This is a genomic window from Paractinoplanes polyasparticus (genome assembly GCF_019710575.1).
GTDB classification, from domain to species: Bacteria; Actinomycetota; Actinomycetes; order Mycobacteriales; family Micromonosporaceae; genus Actinoplanes; species Actinoplanes polyasparticus.
In genome coordinates this window covers 908626-924812 of sequence record NZ_JAHWFK010000001.1, presented here as the reverse complement: position 1 = coordinate 924812, position 16187 = coordinate 908626, and the positions used below count along the sequence as shown (strand labels likewise).

Annotated in this window: 13 protein-coding genes; 6 read left to right on the top strand and 7 right to left on the bottom strand. The window is 73.0% G+C overall.

All coding sequences use genetic code 11. From position 1 onward, the window contains the following. Positions 1-14: 14 nt before the first annotated feature. Complete coding sequence (locus KXC43_RS04945) at positions 15-887, bottom strand: hypothetical protein (RefSeq protein WP_221374649.1); 873 nt, start codon at positions 885-887, stop codon at positions 15-17. Between the two features lie 360 nt (positions 888-1247). Between KXC43_RS04945 and KXC43_RS04940 the strand changes: the two genes are divergently transcribed. Continuing rightward, positions 1248-2564: an AI-2E family transporter gene (locus tag KXC43_RS04940; RefSeq protein ID WP_221374648.1), complete on the top strand. Its 1317-nt coding sequence runs from the start codon at positions 1248-1250 to the stop codon at positions 2562-2564. A gap of 1 nt (position 2565) precedes the next feature. Here the strand turns inward: KXC43_RS04940 and KXC43_RS04935 are convergent, their stop codons facing one another. The 3 genes from KXC43_RS04935 to KXC43_RS04925 form a co-directional block, all read right to left on the bottom strand. After that, entirely contained in the window at positions 2566-3780 is a 1215-nt protein-coding gene (locus tag KXC43_RS04935; protein WP_221374647.1) for a phosphorylase family protein, read from the bottom strand. Between the two features lie 86 nt (positions 3781-3866). Continuing rightward, entirely contained in the window at positions 3867-4559 is a 693-nt protein-coding gene (locus KXC43_RS04930) for an NUDIX domain-containing protein (protein ID WP_221374646.1), read from the bottom strand. Between the two features lie 9 nt (positions 4560-4568). Then, the gene (locus tag KXC43_RS04925; protein WP_221374645.1) at positions 4569-5315 is read right to left on the bottom strand and encodes a hypothetical protein; all 747 of its coding nucleotides are present in this window, start codon (positions 5313-5315) and stop codon (positions 4569-4571) included. A gap of 178 nt (positions 5316-5493) precedes the next feature. Here KXC43_RS04925 and KXC43_RS04920 point away from each other — a divergent pair, with 178 nt between their 5' ends. The 5 genes from KXC43_RS04920 (at position 5494) to KXC43_RS04900 (ending at position 12372) form a co-directional block, all read left to right on the top strand. After that, positions 5494-8481 carry an AfsR/SARP family transcriptional regulator gene (locus KXC43_RS04920; protein WP_221374644.1) on the top strand — a complete coding sequence of 996 codons (2988 nt, stop codon included), beginning with the start codon at positions 5494-5496 and terminating at the stop codon, positions 8479-8481. A 238-nt stretch (positions 8482-8719) separates the two neighbouring features. Continuing rightward, positions 8720-8866 (top strand): hypothetical protein, encoded by a 147-nt coding sequence (locus KXC43_RS04915; protein WP_221374643.1) that lies wholly within the window; start codon positions 8720-8722, stop codon positions 8864-8866. Positions 8867-8993: 127 nt separating this feature from the next. Continuing rightward, positions 8994-9809 (top strand): 5'-methylthioadenosine/S-adenosylhomocysteine nucleosidase family protein, encoded by an 816-nt coding sequence (locus KXC43_RS04910; RefSeq protein ID WP_221374642.1) that lies wholly within the window; start codon positions 8994-8996, stop codon positions 9807-9809. 180 nt (positions 9810-9989) lie between these two features. After that, positions 9990-11399, top strand: a complete 1410-nt coding sequence (locus KXC43_RS04905) for a M28 family peptidase (protein WP_255643362.1) — start codon at positions 9990-9992, stop codon at positions 11397-11399. 175 nt (positions 11400-11574) lie between these two features. Then, complete coding sequence (locus tag KXC43_RS04900) at positions 11575-12372, top strand: DUF998 domain-containing protein (RefSeq protein WP_221374641.1); 798 nt, start codon at positions 11575-11577, stop codon at positions 12370-12372. Here the strand turns inward: KXC43_RS04900 and KXC43_RS04895 are convergent. The 3 genes from KXC43_RS04895 to KXC43_RS04885 form a co-directional block, all read right to left on the bottom strand. After that, complete coding sequence (locus KXC43_RS04895) at positions 12266-13090, bottom strand: glycosyltransferase family A protein (protein WP_221374640.1); 825 nt, start codon at positions 13088-13090, stop codon at positions 12266-12268. The genes KXC43_RS04900 and KXC43_RS04895 overlap by 107 nt on opposite strands. After that, a complete protein-coding gene (locus KXC43_RS04890) occupies positions 13087-13863 on the bottom strand; it encodes an arylamine N-acetyltransferase family protein (protein ID WP_221374639.1) in 777 nt (258 codons plus the stop codon). Before KXC43_RS04890 ends, KXC43_RS04895 begins: the two co-directional genes overlap by 4 nt. A gap of 1367 nt (positions 13864-15230) precedes the next feature. Next, entirely contained in the window at positions 15231-16001 is a 771-nt protein-coding gene (locus tag KXC43_RS04885) for an SAM-dependent methyltransferase (RefSeq protein ID WP_221374638.1), read from the bottom strand. Positions 16002-16187 lie beyond the last annotated feature (186 nt).

Below are 16187 nucleotides of genomic sequence, written 5' to 3'. Positions count from 1 at the left end.
GGCAGGGTTCCGCGTCAGCCGGCGGGCGGGGCGGCTGCCGTCGCGGGCTCACCCGCGGTGCCGTTCAGCGTGGTGTCGGTGCCGGTGAGGTCGACGCCGGTGACGTTCGGGCTCTCGTCGGCCGCCGCCGGCGCAGTCGAGTCGGCCGTAGCGGTTGCGGTCGTGTCGGGCGTAGCGGTTCCGATCGTGTCAGCCGTGGCGGGAGCTGTCGTGTCGGCCGGCGTGGTGGTCTCCGTCGGAGTTACCGGTGCAAGGGGAGCAGTGGGCTCGGTCGGCGCAGCCGGCTCGGCCGGGGCGGCGGGCTCAGTCGGGGTGGTCGTGCCGTCCGGGGTAGTGGGCTCAGTCGGGCTGGTCGTGTCCCCCGGGTTGATCGTGTCCCCCGGGTTGATCGTGTCCGCCGGGGTGGTCGTGTCCGCCGGGGCCGGCGTTGTGGTGGGGCTGGTGGCCGGCTCGCCGGAGCCGGGCTCGGCTGCGCCCGCCTCGCTGCCGCCGGGCTGCGTGTCACCCGGCTGCGGAGCGCCCGGCTGCGGAGCGCCCGGCGCCGCCTGGCCCGCGGGAGCGCCGGGTGCCGGTTGGTCGACAGGTGCCGCGGGCTGCGGGGCGCCGGGGCCCTGGCTGTCGGGCGGCCAGCCGGTCTGAGCGCCGCCGGGTGTGGGCGGGCTCATCGGCCAGCCCATCATCGGGGGCAGTCCCTCCAGGCTGCCGAGAATGATCACGACGACGTTGGGGGCGTCGTGAGTCATCGACGGACCGCCCGTCCAGGCGCCCTGGGCGCGGGCGCCGGGGTCCGGCTCGGTGGCGAGTGCCGCGGCGGCGGGGCCCAGGGCCAGAACGGCTCCGGCCAGCAGGCCCGCGCCGGCGGTGAGCCGGCTGTTCTTCTTGCGCATCTCCTTGGTCCTTCCCAGTTTCGGCTTGCTCGGGTCCGCAACAGCTCAGCACGTGAATGCGGGTGGGAAGGCCCGTTCGGCGCTATTCGAGGGCGATTTCCGCGAACTCCGGAAACCCCGCATGGGCTGCGGTTTCTCGGGTACTCGGAACGGCTTCGCGGCTCCCGATTCGTACATCTGTGGCTCGACCTCGCGCCCGGCCGGAAAGGGGAATCACCGCCGTTTTCGCCGTCGGAGTGTGACGTCTGTAATGGACGGCGCGACGGGCGGTGTTTCCCATTTCGGCGCCGGGGTACCCCGCATCCGGATCGGATGTGGCCGACCGGCCGCGGCCGGCCGGTGTGGCGGGAAGAGGACCGGATGGCCTGGATCGACGAGGTACGCGAGCGGGCTCGGGCCCGGCTGGAGCAGGCACGTCTGGGGGCGGAGCCGCCGCCGTTCGTCGGCGATGCGGTCACTGCGGCCACTCCCGTCGTCATGGTCGACGCGTCACCGCGCGACGAGGACGGCCTGCCGCGCGCTGTCCGGGTGGCCGGCGCGTGGTCGTGGCGGATCGTGCTGTTCTTCGCCGTCGGCTGGCTGATGTTGCAGGTGATCGCCCGGCTCGACCTGGTGATCATCCCGGTCGTCGTGGCCGTTCTGCTGGCGGCGATGTTCCAGCCCGTCGCGGCCTGGCTGAGCCGTCGCGGCATGGGGCGGTCGCTGTCGGCCGCGCTGGTGCTGATCACCGCGCTGATCGTGGTCTTCGGCGGTCTCGGCCTGATCATCAACACCTTCGTCTCGCAGCTCGACACGCTGAGCTCGCAGGTCGGCGACGGTGTGCGTCAGGTGCAGGACTGGCTGGCCCGGGGTCCGCTGCACCTGTCGCAGGACCAGATCAACAACGCGATCGCCGAGGCCCAGACCGCCATCACCTCGAACCGCGGGGCGCTGACCTCGGGCGCGGTGACCACCGCGACGACGATCGGCGAGGTCGGCACGGGCTTCTTCCTGACCCTGTTCACGCTGTTCTTCTTCCTGCGCGACGGCGACCAGATCTGGCGTTTCCTGTGCCGCCTGTTGCCGCGCGGCGCGCGCCTGCCGACCGCCCGGGCCGGCCACTACTCGTGGCACACGCTGGTGTCGTACGTGCATGCGACCGTCCTGGTCGCGTTCGTCGACGCGATCGGCATCGGGATCGGCCTGTTCGCGCTTCAGGTGCCGCTCGCCCTGCCGCTGGCCGCGCTGGTCTTCCTGGGCGCGTTCATCCCGGTGGTCGGCGCCACGATCAGCGGCGCCGTCGCCTGCCTGGTCGCGCTGGTCACGGTCGGCCCGGTCAAGGCCCTGATCCTGCTGGGCGTGGTCATCGCCGTGCAACAGCTGGAGGGCCACGTGCTCCAGCCGCTCATCATGGGCCGTGCCGTGGCTCTGCACCCGTTGGCCGTCATCCTGGCCATCGCGGCCGGCGTGGTGCTGGCCGGCATCGTGGGCGGCCTGATCGCCGTACCGCTGCTGGCCGTCCTCAACACCGCCGTGCGTTACCTGTTCGCCCACCCCGGCGGCGAGCCCACCCCCGACCGCGAACCACCGGGCACCGCGGATCCCGACGAGGCCGACGACAAGCCCTCGACAGCCGAGCTCGACCGCGACCCGGCCACCCCGCCCTCGGCCGGCACCAGCCTGCAGAAGCCGGCGTAGCTCAGCGCAGGCGGTCGGCGAGGTCGGTGCGGCCGATCTCGTCGAGCGCCCCCGGCAGCTCGCCGAGGCGTTCGCGCACCTCGAGCCAGGTCCACAGGGAGCGCGGTTCGTCGCCGCGGGTGAACCGGTAGACGTCGAACGGCGGCACGCCGAGCAGATCGGCCAGGTCGTGCCAGTCGTAGATCAGCGCCCGCAGCACCTCGACCTTGACCCCGCCCGGAAAGGCGGGCGCGGGCGGGGAAGCGACCGCGGCCCGGGCCGGAAGCAGCGCGCCCAACAGCGCGAAGAGAACGTCGGCGGAGGCGCGGGCGGCGAATTCCTTGAACCGGTCGTCCTTGTTGAGGTCGGCGTGGTCCATCACGCCCTTGGCGACCAGCCAGTGCGGCACGTGGCGCTGGTGGGCCACCGTGGCGATGGTCGCCGCTTCCATCTCGAGACCCAGCAGCTTGCGTACGCCCATCGAGCGCAGGTGATTCCAGACCCCCTCGTCCCGCTGCACCGCGCTGCCGCTGGCCATCGGCCCGGTGAGCACAGCGAACGGCAGCCGGTCGGGACCGTCGATGTCGCGGGCCAGCAGGTGCCGCACGGTCGTGCCGCCGGCCGGGGTCAGCGCCAGCACGCCGTCGGCGAAGGTGACCAGCCCGGCCGCGGCCCACTTCTCGAGCCGGTGGGCCCAGGTGCCGCGCGGGAAGTACCGCTCGCGGGCCGGGTGGACGCGCGGATCCTGGCCCTGCAGCAGGCGTTCGAGCAGCCACACCCGGGCCGATTCCTCGGTGGCCGGACCGTAGCTGGGCAGGTCGACCGGATCGAACTCCTGAGCGGCGCGGATCCAGCGGGTGTCCTGCGGGTACTGCTGATGGTCGCCCTGGAAGCCGTCGGCCGTCCGCAGGCCCTCGTCGTACTCGTAGGCGGCGGTCGCCACGATCACGTCGCCCGGCGCGCAGTCGGCCGGGTTGCCCGCGCAGACCCCGCTCATGGCCAGGCAACGTGGCTTCAGCACGTCGGTGAGGGTGGTCGCGAGCGGGCCGGTGACGCGCGAGCCCATCCGGACCGGCCGGGCCAGCGCGACCGTGAGCCCGCCGAACTCGCCGGCCAGATAGGGCACGGAGCCGGCGGACTGAGCCCGCCACCCGGTGCCGCCGAGGCGATTGCCGGCCGCCTCGGCGGCTTCGAGCTCGCGGGGGAGCGCGGTGATGATCAGGGCGTCGATCGTCATCGAGTCTCCGCTTCCTCTCACGGGCCCGGCCACGGGGCCGCCACCCCGTGGCCGGCACCAGCATCCCGGCGCGACCTACCGTTTTCCTACCCGTGCCGGTCGGTGCGCAGAATCGGCGGGTTCAGGCGGGTCGCCCCGCCCGCCCGGTAGAGGGCAGCCGGGCGGCCCACCTCGGGCATCCGCTTGCCGCCGGTCGGTTCCACGAAGCCCTCGGTGCCGAGCACCTTGCGGTTGAAGTTGCGCGGGTCGAGCCGCTGTCCCCACACCACCTCGTAGACGTTGCGCAGGTCGCCGATGGTGAAGTCGGCGCCGCAGAAGGCCGTGGCCAGGGTCGTGAACTCGAGCCGGGTGCGGGCCCGCTCGACGGCGTCGGCCAGGATGTGGTCGTGGTCGAAGGCGAGGCCGGCCGCTTGAGCGACCGGGGTCCAGCCGGCGGTGCTGGCGTCCGAGCCGGCGGTCGGCAGCGGCAGGTTCGGCATCATCGCGAGGTAGGCCACGCTGACGATCCGCCCGCGCGGGTCACGGTCCGGGTCCCCGTACGCCTCGACCTGCTCCAGATGCAGCCCGCGCCCGTCGAGCCCGGTCTCCTCGTGCAGCTCCCGCACGGCCGCGCCGACCAGATCCTCCCCCTCGCGCAGGAAGCCGCCGGGCAGGGCCGCCTGCCCCCGGAAGGGCTTGTTGGCGCGGGTGATGGTGAGAACCTGGAGCACGTCGTCGCGCACCGTGAGAATCACCAGGTCGACCGCGAGCCGCAGATAGAGATGATCCCGTTCCGGCATGATCCGAGCCTAGTGAAATTGTCCTGCTGACACAAAGACCGGGCGACCCGCGGCCCAGATCTGGTCGAACTCGGCCTGGAAGTGCTGGTACCAGGTGTGATCGCGGCCGGGGGCCAGAGCGAGCGCCGGCTCCCGCCCGCCGGACGTGTGCGAGTAGATGTCGACGTGCAGGCGGCCGCGCGGCTGGTGGACGTCGACGGCCAGCAGGCCGATCGCCGGCACGAAGTCGAGCAGGCGCACCTCGGCCCGGCCGGGGCCGGGCAGCGCGGCCAGCGAGGCGGCCAGGTCGAGGGTGGGCTGGAGGCGGTGGGCGAAGATCTCGGCCGTGCCGGGGGCGGTGCTGCGCCGGGCGGCTTCGTGGAGCACGTCGCCGCGGGGGTCGATGACGGCGATGCGGACAGTGCCGCCGCGCCGGACGCATTCGCGCAGTTCGACGGCGTGGTTGCGGACCGTGCGGTTCAGCGTGACGCCGATCAGGCCGATCTCCCACGCCTGGGTCAGGTCGACGTCGAGTCCGGACGTGGACGTCGTCAGCAGCCGGTCGGCCGACGGCGGCTCGGTCACGCTGCGGGTGAGGTCGGCCAGGCCGTGCATCTGGAAGCGCGCGGTGACCGAGCCGGCGGCCAGCACGCCCAGCGTGGCCAGGGTCGCGCCGGCCAGCACGGACGAGCCGGCGAGGTCGAGCATGCCCAGCACGCCCACGACGAGCGCCACGGCCGCGGTGAGGACGAGGTCGAGGGAGCGCCAGAGTCGCATGGGGGTTCTCCGTCCCGTTCGGTGTCCGGTTGCTGAACCCAGCGTAGTCGCATTACCGTCAGACTGACAATAATTATGCCAACCAATCATCACTCGGCGCGGCGATGGCGTCACCGACCGCTCTGCTCCTACGGTGGCGGTTCGGGGATCGCGTGGGGTCGACTCTGGGGAACGGCACATGATCTTTCGCATTCTCGGGGACCTCGAGGTGCGCCCGCCCGGCGGCGGTCCCGTCGCGCTGCCCGGTGGACATCACCTGTCGGTGCTCGCGGCCCTGCTGATCAGGGCGAATCAGCAACTGTCCACAGCCGAGCTGTTGCGGGCCGGCTGGGGCGATCCCGAGGTCAGCCCGGCTCAGCTGCACAAGGCGATCTCGGCGTTGCGCCGCCTGGTCGACCAGGCCGGTTCGCCCGGGGCGATCAAGACCCACAACCGTTTCGGGTACGAGTTGAAGGCCGCTTCCGGCGAGCTCGACCTGCTCCAGTTCCTCCGCCACGTCGAGCGGGCCGACGCGGCGCGGCGCGACCAGAGGATCCCGGACGAGATCGAGCACCTGCGGGCGGCGATCAGGCTCTGGCGCGGCAGCACCCCGCTGGCCAACGTGCCCGACGCGCCCTTCGCGGGCGACATCGCGGCCCTGCGCAGCCGTCGCAAGCGTTCGGCCGTACGCCTTTTCACGCTGGAGCACACGCGTGGCGAGCACGCCGCGATCCTCGACGACCTCACCCAGTTCGCCGCCGAGGATCCGGCCGACGGCGAGCTGTGCCGGTTGCTGATGCTCTCGCTCTATCTCAGCGGCCATGCGGCCGAGGCCATGGCCGCGCTCGAGCGGCACGAGGAGGCGGTCGACGGCGGGGCGGCCAAGGAGCTGCGCAAGCTCGGCTATTCGATGGCCATGCACAACGACGAGGCGGTGGCCCGGGCCGACGACGCGACCTCCCGGGTCCCGCGCGAGGTTCCGTTGCCGCGGCAGCTGCCGCCCGCTCCGGCGTCGTTCGTCGGCCGGGAAGACCTGCTGGCCGAGCTCGGCCAGCTGCTGCGCGACCGCCGCCGTACGGTCGTGGTGATCTCGGGACCGGGCGGCATGGGCAAGACCGCCCTGGCCCTGCGGGCCGCCCACGAGGCGGCCGATCAGTTCACCGGCGGGCAGCTCTGGGCCGACCTGCGCGGCAGCTCCGATCAGCCGGTCGACCCGGGGGAGGTGCTGGCCGAGTTCCTGCGGGCGCTGGGCGAGACAGCCGTGCCCGAGGGCCGCCGCGAGCGGACCGGGCTGTTCCGCACCCTGGCCGCCGGCCGCAAGCTGCTGATCGTGCTGGACGACGCCGGCTCGGTGGCGCAGATCCGCGACCTGCTTCCCGGCGGAGGCGCCTCGATCGTGCTGGTCACCGCGCGGCGCCGGCTGCCCGGCATCGACGCCGCCGTCCACCACGTCCCCACCCTGGAGGCGCTCGACCACGGCACCGCCGCGGCGCTGTTCCGCAACGTCGTCGCGACCGCCCAGGTCGACGTCAGCGGCGAGCGGGAGGCGGTCGAGGGCGTCGTCCGGCTCTGTGGCGGTCTGCCCCTGGCGCTGCGGATCGCCGCCCAGATGCGGGTCGAGGACTTCCACCGCCCGACCGCCGAGCTGCTGCGGCGCCTGCGCGAGCAGGGCCCGGCCGCGTTCCGGCACGGCGACGAGAGCCTCGCCCGCACGCTCGGCGCCGGGCTGGCCCCGCTCGACGACCTCGCCCGGCGGCTCTTCCTCGGACTCGGCCTGCTCGCCCAGCCCACCTTCGGCGAATGGACGGCGGCCGCCCTGCTGGCCGAGCCCGGCCCGGCCGCGGGCTCCGCGCTGGCCCGGCTCGCGCTGGTCGGGCTGGTCGACCCGGTGCACCCCGGGGCACGGTACGGCTTCCACGACCTCACCCGCGACTACGCCCGCGACCGCGCGCGGGCCGAGCTGACACCGCCCGGCGAGCACGCCGAGGCGCCGGCGCGGGTGTGCCGGGCGCTGCTCACGCTGACCCGCCGAGCCCACGAGGCCGTCTACGGCGGGCGGTTCGACGTGGTGCACAGCGACGAGCCGGACGTCGCCGTGCCGGACTCCGAAGTGGACGCTGTGACCTCGGATCCGCGCACGTGGTTCGAGATCGAGCGGCTCAACATCCGGGCCGCGGTCGGTCAGGCGGCAGCGCTCGGGCTGACCGGGGTCTGCTGGGACCTGGCCGTGTCGGCGCACGAGTTCTACGCCCTGGGCCAGTACTTCGACGACTGGCGGGTCACCCACGAGATCGCGCTGACCGAGTGCCGGCGGGCCGGTGATCGTCGCGGCGAGGGGGTCGTGCTGGTCTCGCTCGGCCAGCCGCCGCTGGTGGCCAGCGGCAGTCCCGGTGTCTCCGGGGTGGCCGAGCTGGAGCGGGCGCAGGTGCTGCTGGCCGATGTGGGGGAGCAGCACGGCCGGGCGGTCGCCCTGCGGACGCTGGCCAACGCGCTTCGCCGCCGTGGCGAGTTGGCCCGGCCGCTGCGGCAGTTCACCGAGGCGCTCGTGCACTACCGCGAGAGCGACGACGTGGTGGGCGTGCAGCAGACCCTGCGCTTCGTCGGCCAGGCTCACCTCGACATGGGCAATTCCGCCGCGGCCGTGGCCACCCTGCGCGAGGCCGAGCGGATGGCCCGCGGGCTGGGCCAGCCGCAGGTGCTGGCGCCCACCCTCTACTGGATGGGCCACGCGTATCTCGACCTGGGCAACGGCGCGGCGGCGGAGGCGGCCTTCGGCGAGGTGCTCGCGATGTTCCCGGACGGCGGCGTGGGGCACGCGTACGCGTTGCACGGCTTGGGCGCCCTGGCCCTGGCCGGCGGCGAGTTCGACGTGGCCGCGGCCCGGCTCGCGCGGGCCGCGGAATGTGCCCGGGAAAGCGCGGATGTGTTGCTGGAGGGCCGCATCCACCTGACCGCGGCGGCGCTGGAGGGCGCCCGGGGCGTGCGCATCGAGCAGGAGGTCCTCCTGCTGCGCGCGGTCGAGTTGTTCCAGTCGCTCGGCGCGGTCCATCTCGAGATCGCGGCCCAGGCGGCGCTGGCCGACGCGTACGCCTGGGGAGACGACCAGCCGGAGGCCGAGGCCGCCGCCCGCGACCGCATCCGTGAGCTCTTGTCCGGTCTGCCGCCCGAGGACCGCCGGTACCGCTGATCCGGCATTAATGTCTTATTGACGCGAAGCCCGGTCATCCTTTAACGTCACGGTGACAGTAAGACCTGTCGGAACGGCCGGGACGTACGACCTGCCGGCTCGGCGGACTTGCCGTCATCCGCGCGCAACGGCACGCGTGGGGGAGGGAAGGCCACCCTCCGCCGTCACCGCTCGGCCGGGCGGGACGGGCCCGCGTGCCCCTCATCCGCAACTCTCGCCATCCTTGAAAGGAAAGGTCATGCGCGCTCGTCATCGTCACTTCCTGGCCGCCCTCGTGTCGGCCGTCGCCATCGCCCTGTTCGCCCCCTCGGCCGCCTCCAGCGCCCAGGCGGTGACCTGCCCCGGCAGCACCAGCTGGGACAACATCCTCCAGCGCTGCGTCTGATCCGGCCCGCGCTCCAGGGCGCGCCGGGGTCCGCACGGACCCCGGCGCTCCCGGCGCAACGGCAGAAAACCGGAAGGCTTCGCGGTTAGCGTCCGCCGCAGCCTCTGTGTGCGGGAGGGAAAGCTTGATGACCTATTCGTTCCGGAGCCCGGGCCCGCCGCGAGTCGCGTCGCGGGTGCCGGCCGCGCCCACCGCCGTCAAGGCCGAGGTGGGCGTGCTGACCGTGCTGCCCGTCGAGATGCGAGCGGTCGTCGCCGCGCTCAAGCGGATGTACGACTACGGGGACAGGCGCCTGAGTCCCGGGTCGCCGGTCCACGAGGCCTGGCTACCCGACTCGCGCGGGCGGCCGGTGCGCGTCGCCGCTGTGCAGGCCCCGCGCCCGGGTCCCGAATCGGCGGCACGGGCCTTCCGTGCTCTCATCGAGGAGTACCGGCCGGCCACGGTGGTGCTCACCGGCCTCGCCGGCGGGGTCGGGCCCCTGGTCGCGCCGGGCGACGTGGTCCTCTCCGACCGGCTGGTCACCACCCGCCTGCCCCCGGGCGCCCGCCGGGTCCAGGGCAATGCGGCCGCGGCGACCCTCGGGTACCGGCTCGACGACTTCCTCACCGCCGTGCCGCTCGTGCAGGAACGCGGCAACGGCGACTCGTTCCGGCTGCACCGCGGCCCGATCGGCTCGGGCGGCGTGCCCGTCGAGGACGCCCGGGCCGAGATCCGCCGCTGGCTGACCCAGGTCAACGACCAGGTGCTGGCGGTCGAGACCGAGGCCGTGGGCGTGGCCCGGGCGTTCTACGAGGGCGCCGGCAACGCCCGCGGGCGGCTCATCGTGCGCGGCATCGCCGACACCGCGTACCTGCGCAAGGGTGACGACCACCGCGAGCTGGCGGCCCGCCACGCGGCCGAAGCGACGGCGATGCTGGTTCCGTTCCTGCATCCCGCCCGATGACCTGCCTGACGACCCGCCACCTGCTAGGAAGGAGGGGAGCCCGGCATTCCGCGTATGCACCGCCGTATCTATTGAAGTACGGCTATCGACACCATAGGTTCATCAGTCACGGGGAGCGGCGGCCCGACCACGGCCACGCGTCCTCGCCGGATCACGAGCCGGATCGACGAGGAGGAACCTTTGGAGACGCACGAGCGCCCGTCCGCGGTCAGCCGCAGGCGCATGCTGTCCGTCGCGCTGGGGGGAGCGGCCGCGGTCGCCCTGCCCGCACCCGCCTGGGCCGCCACCGGGCAGCGCCCCGGCGCCGCTCGGCCCCCCGCGCTGACCGGCCACGACCTCGACGTGGCCCGGCGAGTGTCGGCGGAACGCGCGCTGGCCCACCTCAAGGTGCTGTCGATCGGCATCGGGCCGCGCATCGGCGGCACGAAGTCCGAGCTGCTGGCGGCCAAGTACATCGCCGGCGTGCTCGACGTGCTCGGCTACGACGTGGAGCTCCAGCCGTTCTCGGTCGCCGACAAGTTCCTGGCCCAGCTCAGCTCGCCGCGCGGGCTGCCCACCGACCTCAACTGGCAGTGCGGCGCCTCGCCCCACGCGGCGCTCGACACCAAGGTGCGGGGCGACGTGCTCGACGCGGGCCTGGGCGGCGAGGCCGACTACCCGGCCGACGTCACCGGCAAGATCCTGCTGATCGACTACGTGGCCGCCACCCGCGAACTGGTCGTGGCCACCGCGGTCGCGCGCAAGGCGGCCGCCGTCATCTTCCTGCCGGCCGACCTGGTCGAGCCCCGCCGGGCCTCGGCCTTCAGCCCGCAGCTGCCCGGCCTGGCCGCCACACCGGCGCCAATCCCGGTCGTCGGCGTGGCCCAGGCCCAGAAACACCGGCTGCGCGCGCTGCTGGCCGCCCGCCGGCTGACGCTGACCCTGTCGACGGCGGCACACCGCAACCTGACGTCGCACAACGTGCTCGCCAGCGCGCCGCGCCGCCGCGGTGCTCCCGCCGACGGTCCCGTGGTGATGGTGAGCGCCCACTACGACACCGTCATCGGGGCGCCCGGCGCGAATGACGACGGGTCGGGCACCGTACTGTGCCTGGAACTTGCCCGGGCCCTGCGGAAGCTGCCCACCAACGCCCAGCTGAAGTTCAGCCTGTGGGGCTCGGAGGAGCAGGGCCTGATCGGCTCGCGCTACTACGTGGCCCAGCTGCCGCAGGCCGAGCGGGACAGGATCCTCGCCGTCTACCAGAACGACATGGTGGCGACCAGCTGGGACCCGGCAACCCGGTACTGGCTGCTCTCGTTCGACGGCCTGGCCAACCGGGCGACCGACGGGGTGGCCGCGGCGGCCGAACGCCTCGGCTACACCCCGCGGATCTCGCCGGTCACCCTGCGCGGCTCCAGCGACCACCAGAGCTTCCAGGAGGTCGGCATCGCCTCCGCGAACTTCTCGTGGCGCGGCGAGGAGTCCCCGGCACTGCTGGAACCGCCGTACCACAGCCCCGAGGACACCATCGCCAAGAACATCAGCCTGGAGCGCCTGCAGGTCTCGCTCGAACTGATCGGCTCGGCCGCGTACGCGACCGCGACCGCTTAGTTCTCCACCGGCGCCCCGCCGCCGCTGCGCTCGGCCGACGCGCGCAGCAGCGGCGGGGCGTCGTGCTTGCCGAGAATGACCTCGACGACGGTGACGTGGACGGTGTCGCGGTGCTCGGCGCCGAGTTGCCCGGGGGTGGCAGGCTTTGGTTGTGTTGTCGACGCGTGCCGTCCGGATGCTGCCGCTGGCCTGCGTCGTCGCGGCGTTCCAGATGGTCGTCTTCACCACGGTTGCCGGGCTCATCCGGCCCGGCTATGACCCGAGCCGCAACTGGATCAGCCAGTTGTCGCTGGGCCCGGGCGGTTGGCTCGCCGACGTGAACCTCGTCCTCTGCGGGCTGTGGCTCCTGATCGGCGCAGCCGGGCTCGGGCACGGGTTGTCCCATCAGCGTCCGTCGTGGGTGGGTGTGGGACGGACGGCTGTTGGGCTCGCAATGCCGGTGGGTGACGGGCGGGCGACTGGTCCGTGGGGCGGGCTCGACCGGGCGGGGCGATGGGCGGTGGGGCTGATCGGCTGGTGTGGCGCCTGCCTGATGGTGCTGGCGGGGGTGCGTACCGACGCGGGGATCGGTTATCCGCCGGGTGCGCCGGCCGCGCACACGACGGTCGGGCTGGTTCATCAACTGGTGGCGGTCACGCTCGGGGTGGCCGGCGTCGCGGCGGCGGCGCTGCTCGGGCGGGCCGCTCGACGACCGTACGCGGGAATGGTGGTTGCCCTGGTCATGGCGGTCACATTCGTCGCCGCCAGCGTGTTGGTCGTGCTCGATGACGCCGGGGTGTGGCCGGGGAACCCCAGTGGGGTGCTCGAGCGGGTCGCGCTGTTCGTGGGGCTGGGCTGGATCGGGCTGGTCGGGCTCGAGGTGACGGTCAGAGGCGGGCCATCGGGTTCTTCCGCGAGCGCACCCGCCGCCCCGAACGAAGACGAAACAGCAGGCGCAGCAACGGAAAAAGCACCAGCAGCAGGCGCGCGGTGAGCCAGGCCCGGACGAGGGAACCGCGCGGCACGACCGGTCGATGGGCGCTGTAACCGGCCTCGCTCATCAACAGGTAGTGGCGGTAGTCGCGGTAGCGGTCGGCGATGCGCCGCGCCGAGGTGGCGGCCCGCAACCTCGGCGCATACGCGATGCGCCGGCCCGCGGCACGCAGGTGGATGCCCAGATCGAGGTCCTCGTGGGCCGAGCCGTCCGTGCACAGGGCCGGACGGACCTCCCGCCAGGCGGTCGCGCGGACGGCCATGTTCGCGCCGAACAGCCAGTCCATCCGGCCGATCACGGGCAGGCTCCACGTGCGCCGGATCGCCGCGTCCCCCAGCCCGAGCAGCCGCGCCAGCGCCACGTCGTAGTAGGACGCCGGCCCCGTGACCGCGTCGATCCCCGGATCCTCGAAGGCCAGCCGCACCCTTCGCGACCAGTCGAGCGGCAGCCGTGTGTCCGCGTCGATCCGCGCCAGCACGGCGCCCGTCGCCGCGTCCAGGCCACGGTTGCGCGCATGCTGCACCCCCTGGCAAGGCTCCCGAAGAATCAAGACCCGTCCCGCGTACGCGGCCAGCACAGCGGCCGTCCCGTCGGTCGAGTTGTTGTCGACCACGATCACCTCGTGCACCGGCTCGTGCTGCGCGAGCACCGCCTCCAGGCACGCGCCGAGGAAGTGCTCCTCGTTGAACGCCGGCACCACAACGGACAGAAACGTCACGCCGGCCGCACCACCCGCGGCACCCGGCTCAGCACGATGCCGAAGTGTTCCCGATAGGCCGCCAGCACCTGCTCGTCGCTGTCCAGAACGGTATCCGTACGCCGACCGTCCCCATCGGTCCGAATGAGCGTCCGCCCGCTCAGCGACACCCGCCCGTCCCCCTCCAAGCGCGAGCACACGATGCTGCGCCCGAAGTGGGACTCCGGAGACGTCGCATGCCACCAACAGGTCGGCCCGAAATCGCGCAGTTCCCGCGCGCGCCGCTCGATCCGATACTGCGGCACACCGTCCACCGCCACGTCGACGTCCCCGCCCGGCAGATCGATCAGCGTGAACACCCCACCCCGGTCGCGTTGCCCCTGACGGCTACGAAAGTCCAGCGGTTCCACACTGTGCCGCCCGAACCCGACATCAGCCACCCACGGCCCGTCCCCGCCCGGCGCCGTGACGACCAGAGCCAGGTGATCGAACGGCGGCCCGAGCCGTCCGCCCCCGTGCACCCGGGCCCCCACTCGCTCGACCGCGAACCCGAGCGCCTCGAGCAACTCCGCGAACAGCCCGTTGAGTTCGTAACAGAACCCGCCCCGCCGCCGGCGCACCACTTTGTCGAACAGCGCCTCCGACGTCAGCGAGATGTCCTCACCCAGATGAATGCTGAGGTTCTCGAACGGGACTGCCTCCAGATGAGCCCGATGCAGCTTCCACAGCCCGCGCGCATCCGCGGACACCGGCCCCATTACGCCGATCCGGCCCAGGTATGCATCGACGTCCATAACGTCACCCTAGGCGTGAGCCCCAACCACACCCTCAGCCCAGGACGTGAGACCGGCCCGGCTCACAAAGCCGGCGCTGCCGGAAAGGTCCTCTCGGCCGCTGCGCCACCCGGCAGGAAACGGCTGGTTGCCGCCTACGCAGCAGCTCGACGCCCTGAAGTTCGTGAGCGACCCCCGCGTCTCTGAGGGTGCAGTCGGCTCGCAGGGCACCGCATCGCGGCGGTGCGAGGTGCCGCGTCAGCGCCGAGAGGCCGTTTCATATGTACAAACCCCCCGTCAATGTTGACGACTGAATCAACACGTCAAGTCAAGTCAACATGTATCGAGCCGAACCAGTGCGCGCAGCCTCGCCAAGGCCACGACCCCTGCGCAGCGGTGGCGGTGCCGACGGTGCGGCGTGGTGCGGCGTGGATGTTTTCGCGTGGTGCGGCGCGGATGGTGCGGCGCGGGCGATGCCGCGCAGGCGGTGCGGTGCGGCGTCGGCGGTGCTGGCGGCGGGGCGGGGCGGTGCGGCGCTGGCGGTGCGGGCCGTACCCCGTGGGCTTGACGCATGCTGGGGGCGGGCGGTACACGGCGGTGCGGCGTGGGAGATGCCGCGCAGGTGGTGCGGCGTGGCGCCGGCGGTGCGGCGTGGTGCGGCGCGGGAACTGCCGCGCAGGCGGTGCGGGGCGGCGTCGGCGGTGCTGGCGGTGCGGCGGTGCGGGGCGGTGCGGCGCTGGCGGTGCGGGCCGTGCCTCGTGGGCTTGAAGCGTGCTGGGGGCGGGCGGTACACGGCGGTGCGGCGTGGCGCCGGCGGTGCGGCGTGGTGCGGCGCGGGCGATGCCGCGCAGGCGGTGCGGTGCGGCGTCGGCGGTGCTGGCGGTGCGGCGGGGCGGTGCGGCGCTGGCGGTGCGGGCTGTGTCCCGTGGGCTTGAAGCGTGCTGGGGGCGGGCGGTGCACCGCGGTGCGGGGCGGTGCGGCGGCTCGGTGTGGTGCAGCGCTGGCGGTGCAGGCTGTGCCCTGTGGGCTTGAAGCGTCATGGGGCGGGCACTGCACCGCGGTGCGGCGTGGTGCCGGCGGTGCCGGCGGTGCGGTGTGGGAGGTACAGCGCGGTGCGGTGTGGGCAGTGCTGCGATGTGGACGGTGCGGTGTGGGCGGTGCGGGCTGTGCCCCGTGGGCTTGAAGCGTGCTGGGGGCGGGCGGTGGGCTGCGGTGTGGGGGCGATGGGCTGCGGTGTGGGGGCGGTGGGGCTGCGGTGTGGGCGATGCGGAGCGGTGTGGGGAGGTGCGTCGCGATGTGAGGTGCGAGGCCGCGCGGCGCGTTTCGGGAGGCGGCGCGGTGCGAGGCGGGGCCGGGGCGGTGGTGTGGGGCGGTGGTTTGTGGGTTGCTCAGGGTTTGCGGGCTACGGCGGCGTACTCGTCGGTGGGGCGGAGGTCGGCCGGTGGGGCGTCCGGCGCTGGGCGCCAGGTCGCGCACGGGACCAGGCCGGGCGGTAGCAGCTCGAGGCCGTCGAGGAAGCGGGCCAATGCGTCTGGGTGGCGGAGGTGGTAGGAGAGGGGTGCGTTCGCGTTCCAGACGCCGATGGCGGCCTCGAATGCGGGGCCGTCGATGACGTTTGTGCCGTCGGCGGTGACCAGGTAGCTGCCTGATGGCAGTGGCGCCATCAGGCCTTGAACTACGGAGACGGCTTCGTCGAGGTCGGCGATGTGACCGAGGATGTTGGTCAAGATGAGCGCGACGGGGCGGGTCAGATCGAGACCGGCCGACGCGATGACGGAGCCGGGCTCGCGCAGGTCGGCGTCCAGGTAGACGGCTTCGCCGTTGAGGACTTCGTGGGCGTGGGCCAGCACCAGCGGATCGTTGTCTACGTAGACCACCTGGGCGTGGGGGGATGCGGCCCGGGCGATCTGGTGGGTGTGCTCGGCCGAGGGGATGCCGGTGCCGACGTCGAGGAACTGCTGCACGCCGGCCTCCCCGGCCAGGTGGGTGACGGCGCGCTTGAGGAAGGCGCGGGAGCTTCGGGCCACGACCACGATGTCCGGGTAGAACTGGGCGAAGTCGTCTCCGGCCGCGCGATCCGCGGCGAAGTTGTCGGTGCCGCCGAGCCAGTAGTTCCAGACTCGGGCGGAGTGGGGGATGCCGGTGTCGAGCTGGGTCATTCCCGGAGTCTAGTTAGGACGAAGTCAGCACGGCAGCCACAAAGTTGAACGGGTGCGGCACCTCGGAGCAGCTCCAGGAGAAAGCGAGCCATGAGCAAGGGAGCCGCCAAACAGGCGGGCACCCGGCCAAGCGGACACCCGGCCAAGCGGGCTCGGAAGAGCGAGCCGCGAGCAAGCGGGTCGGCA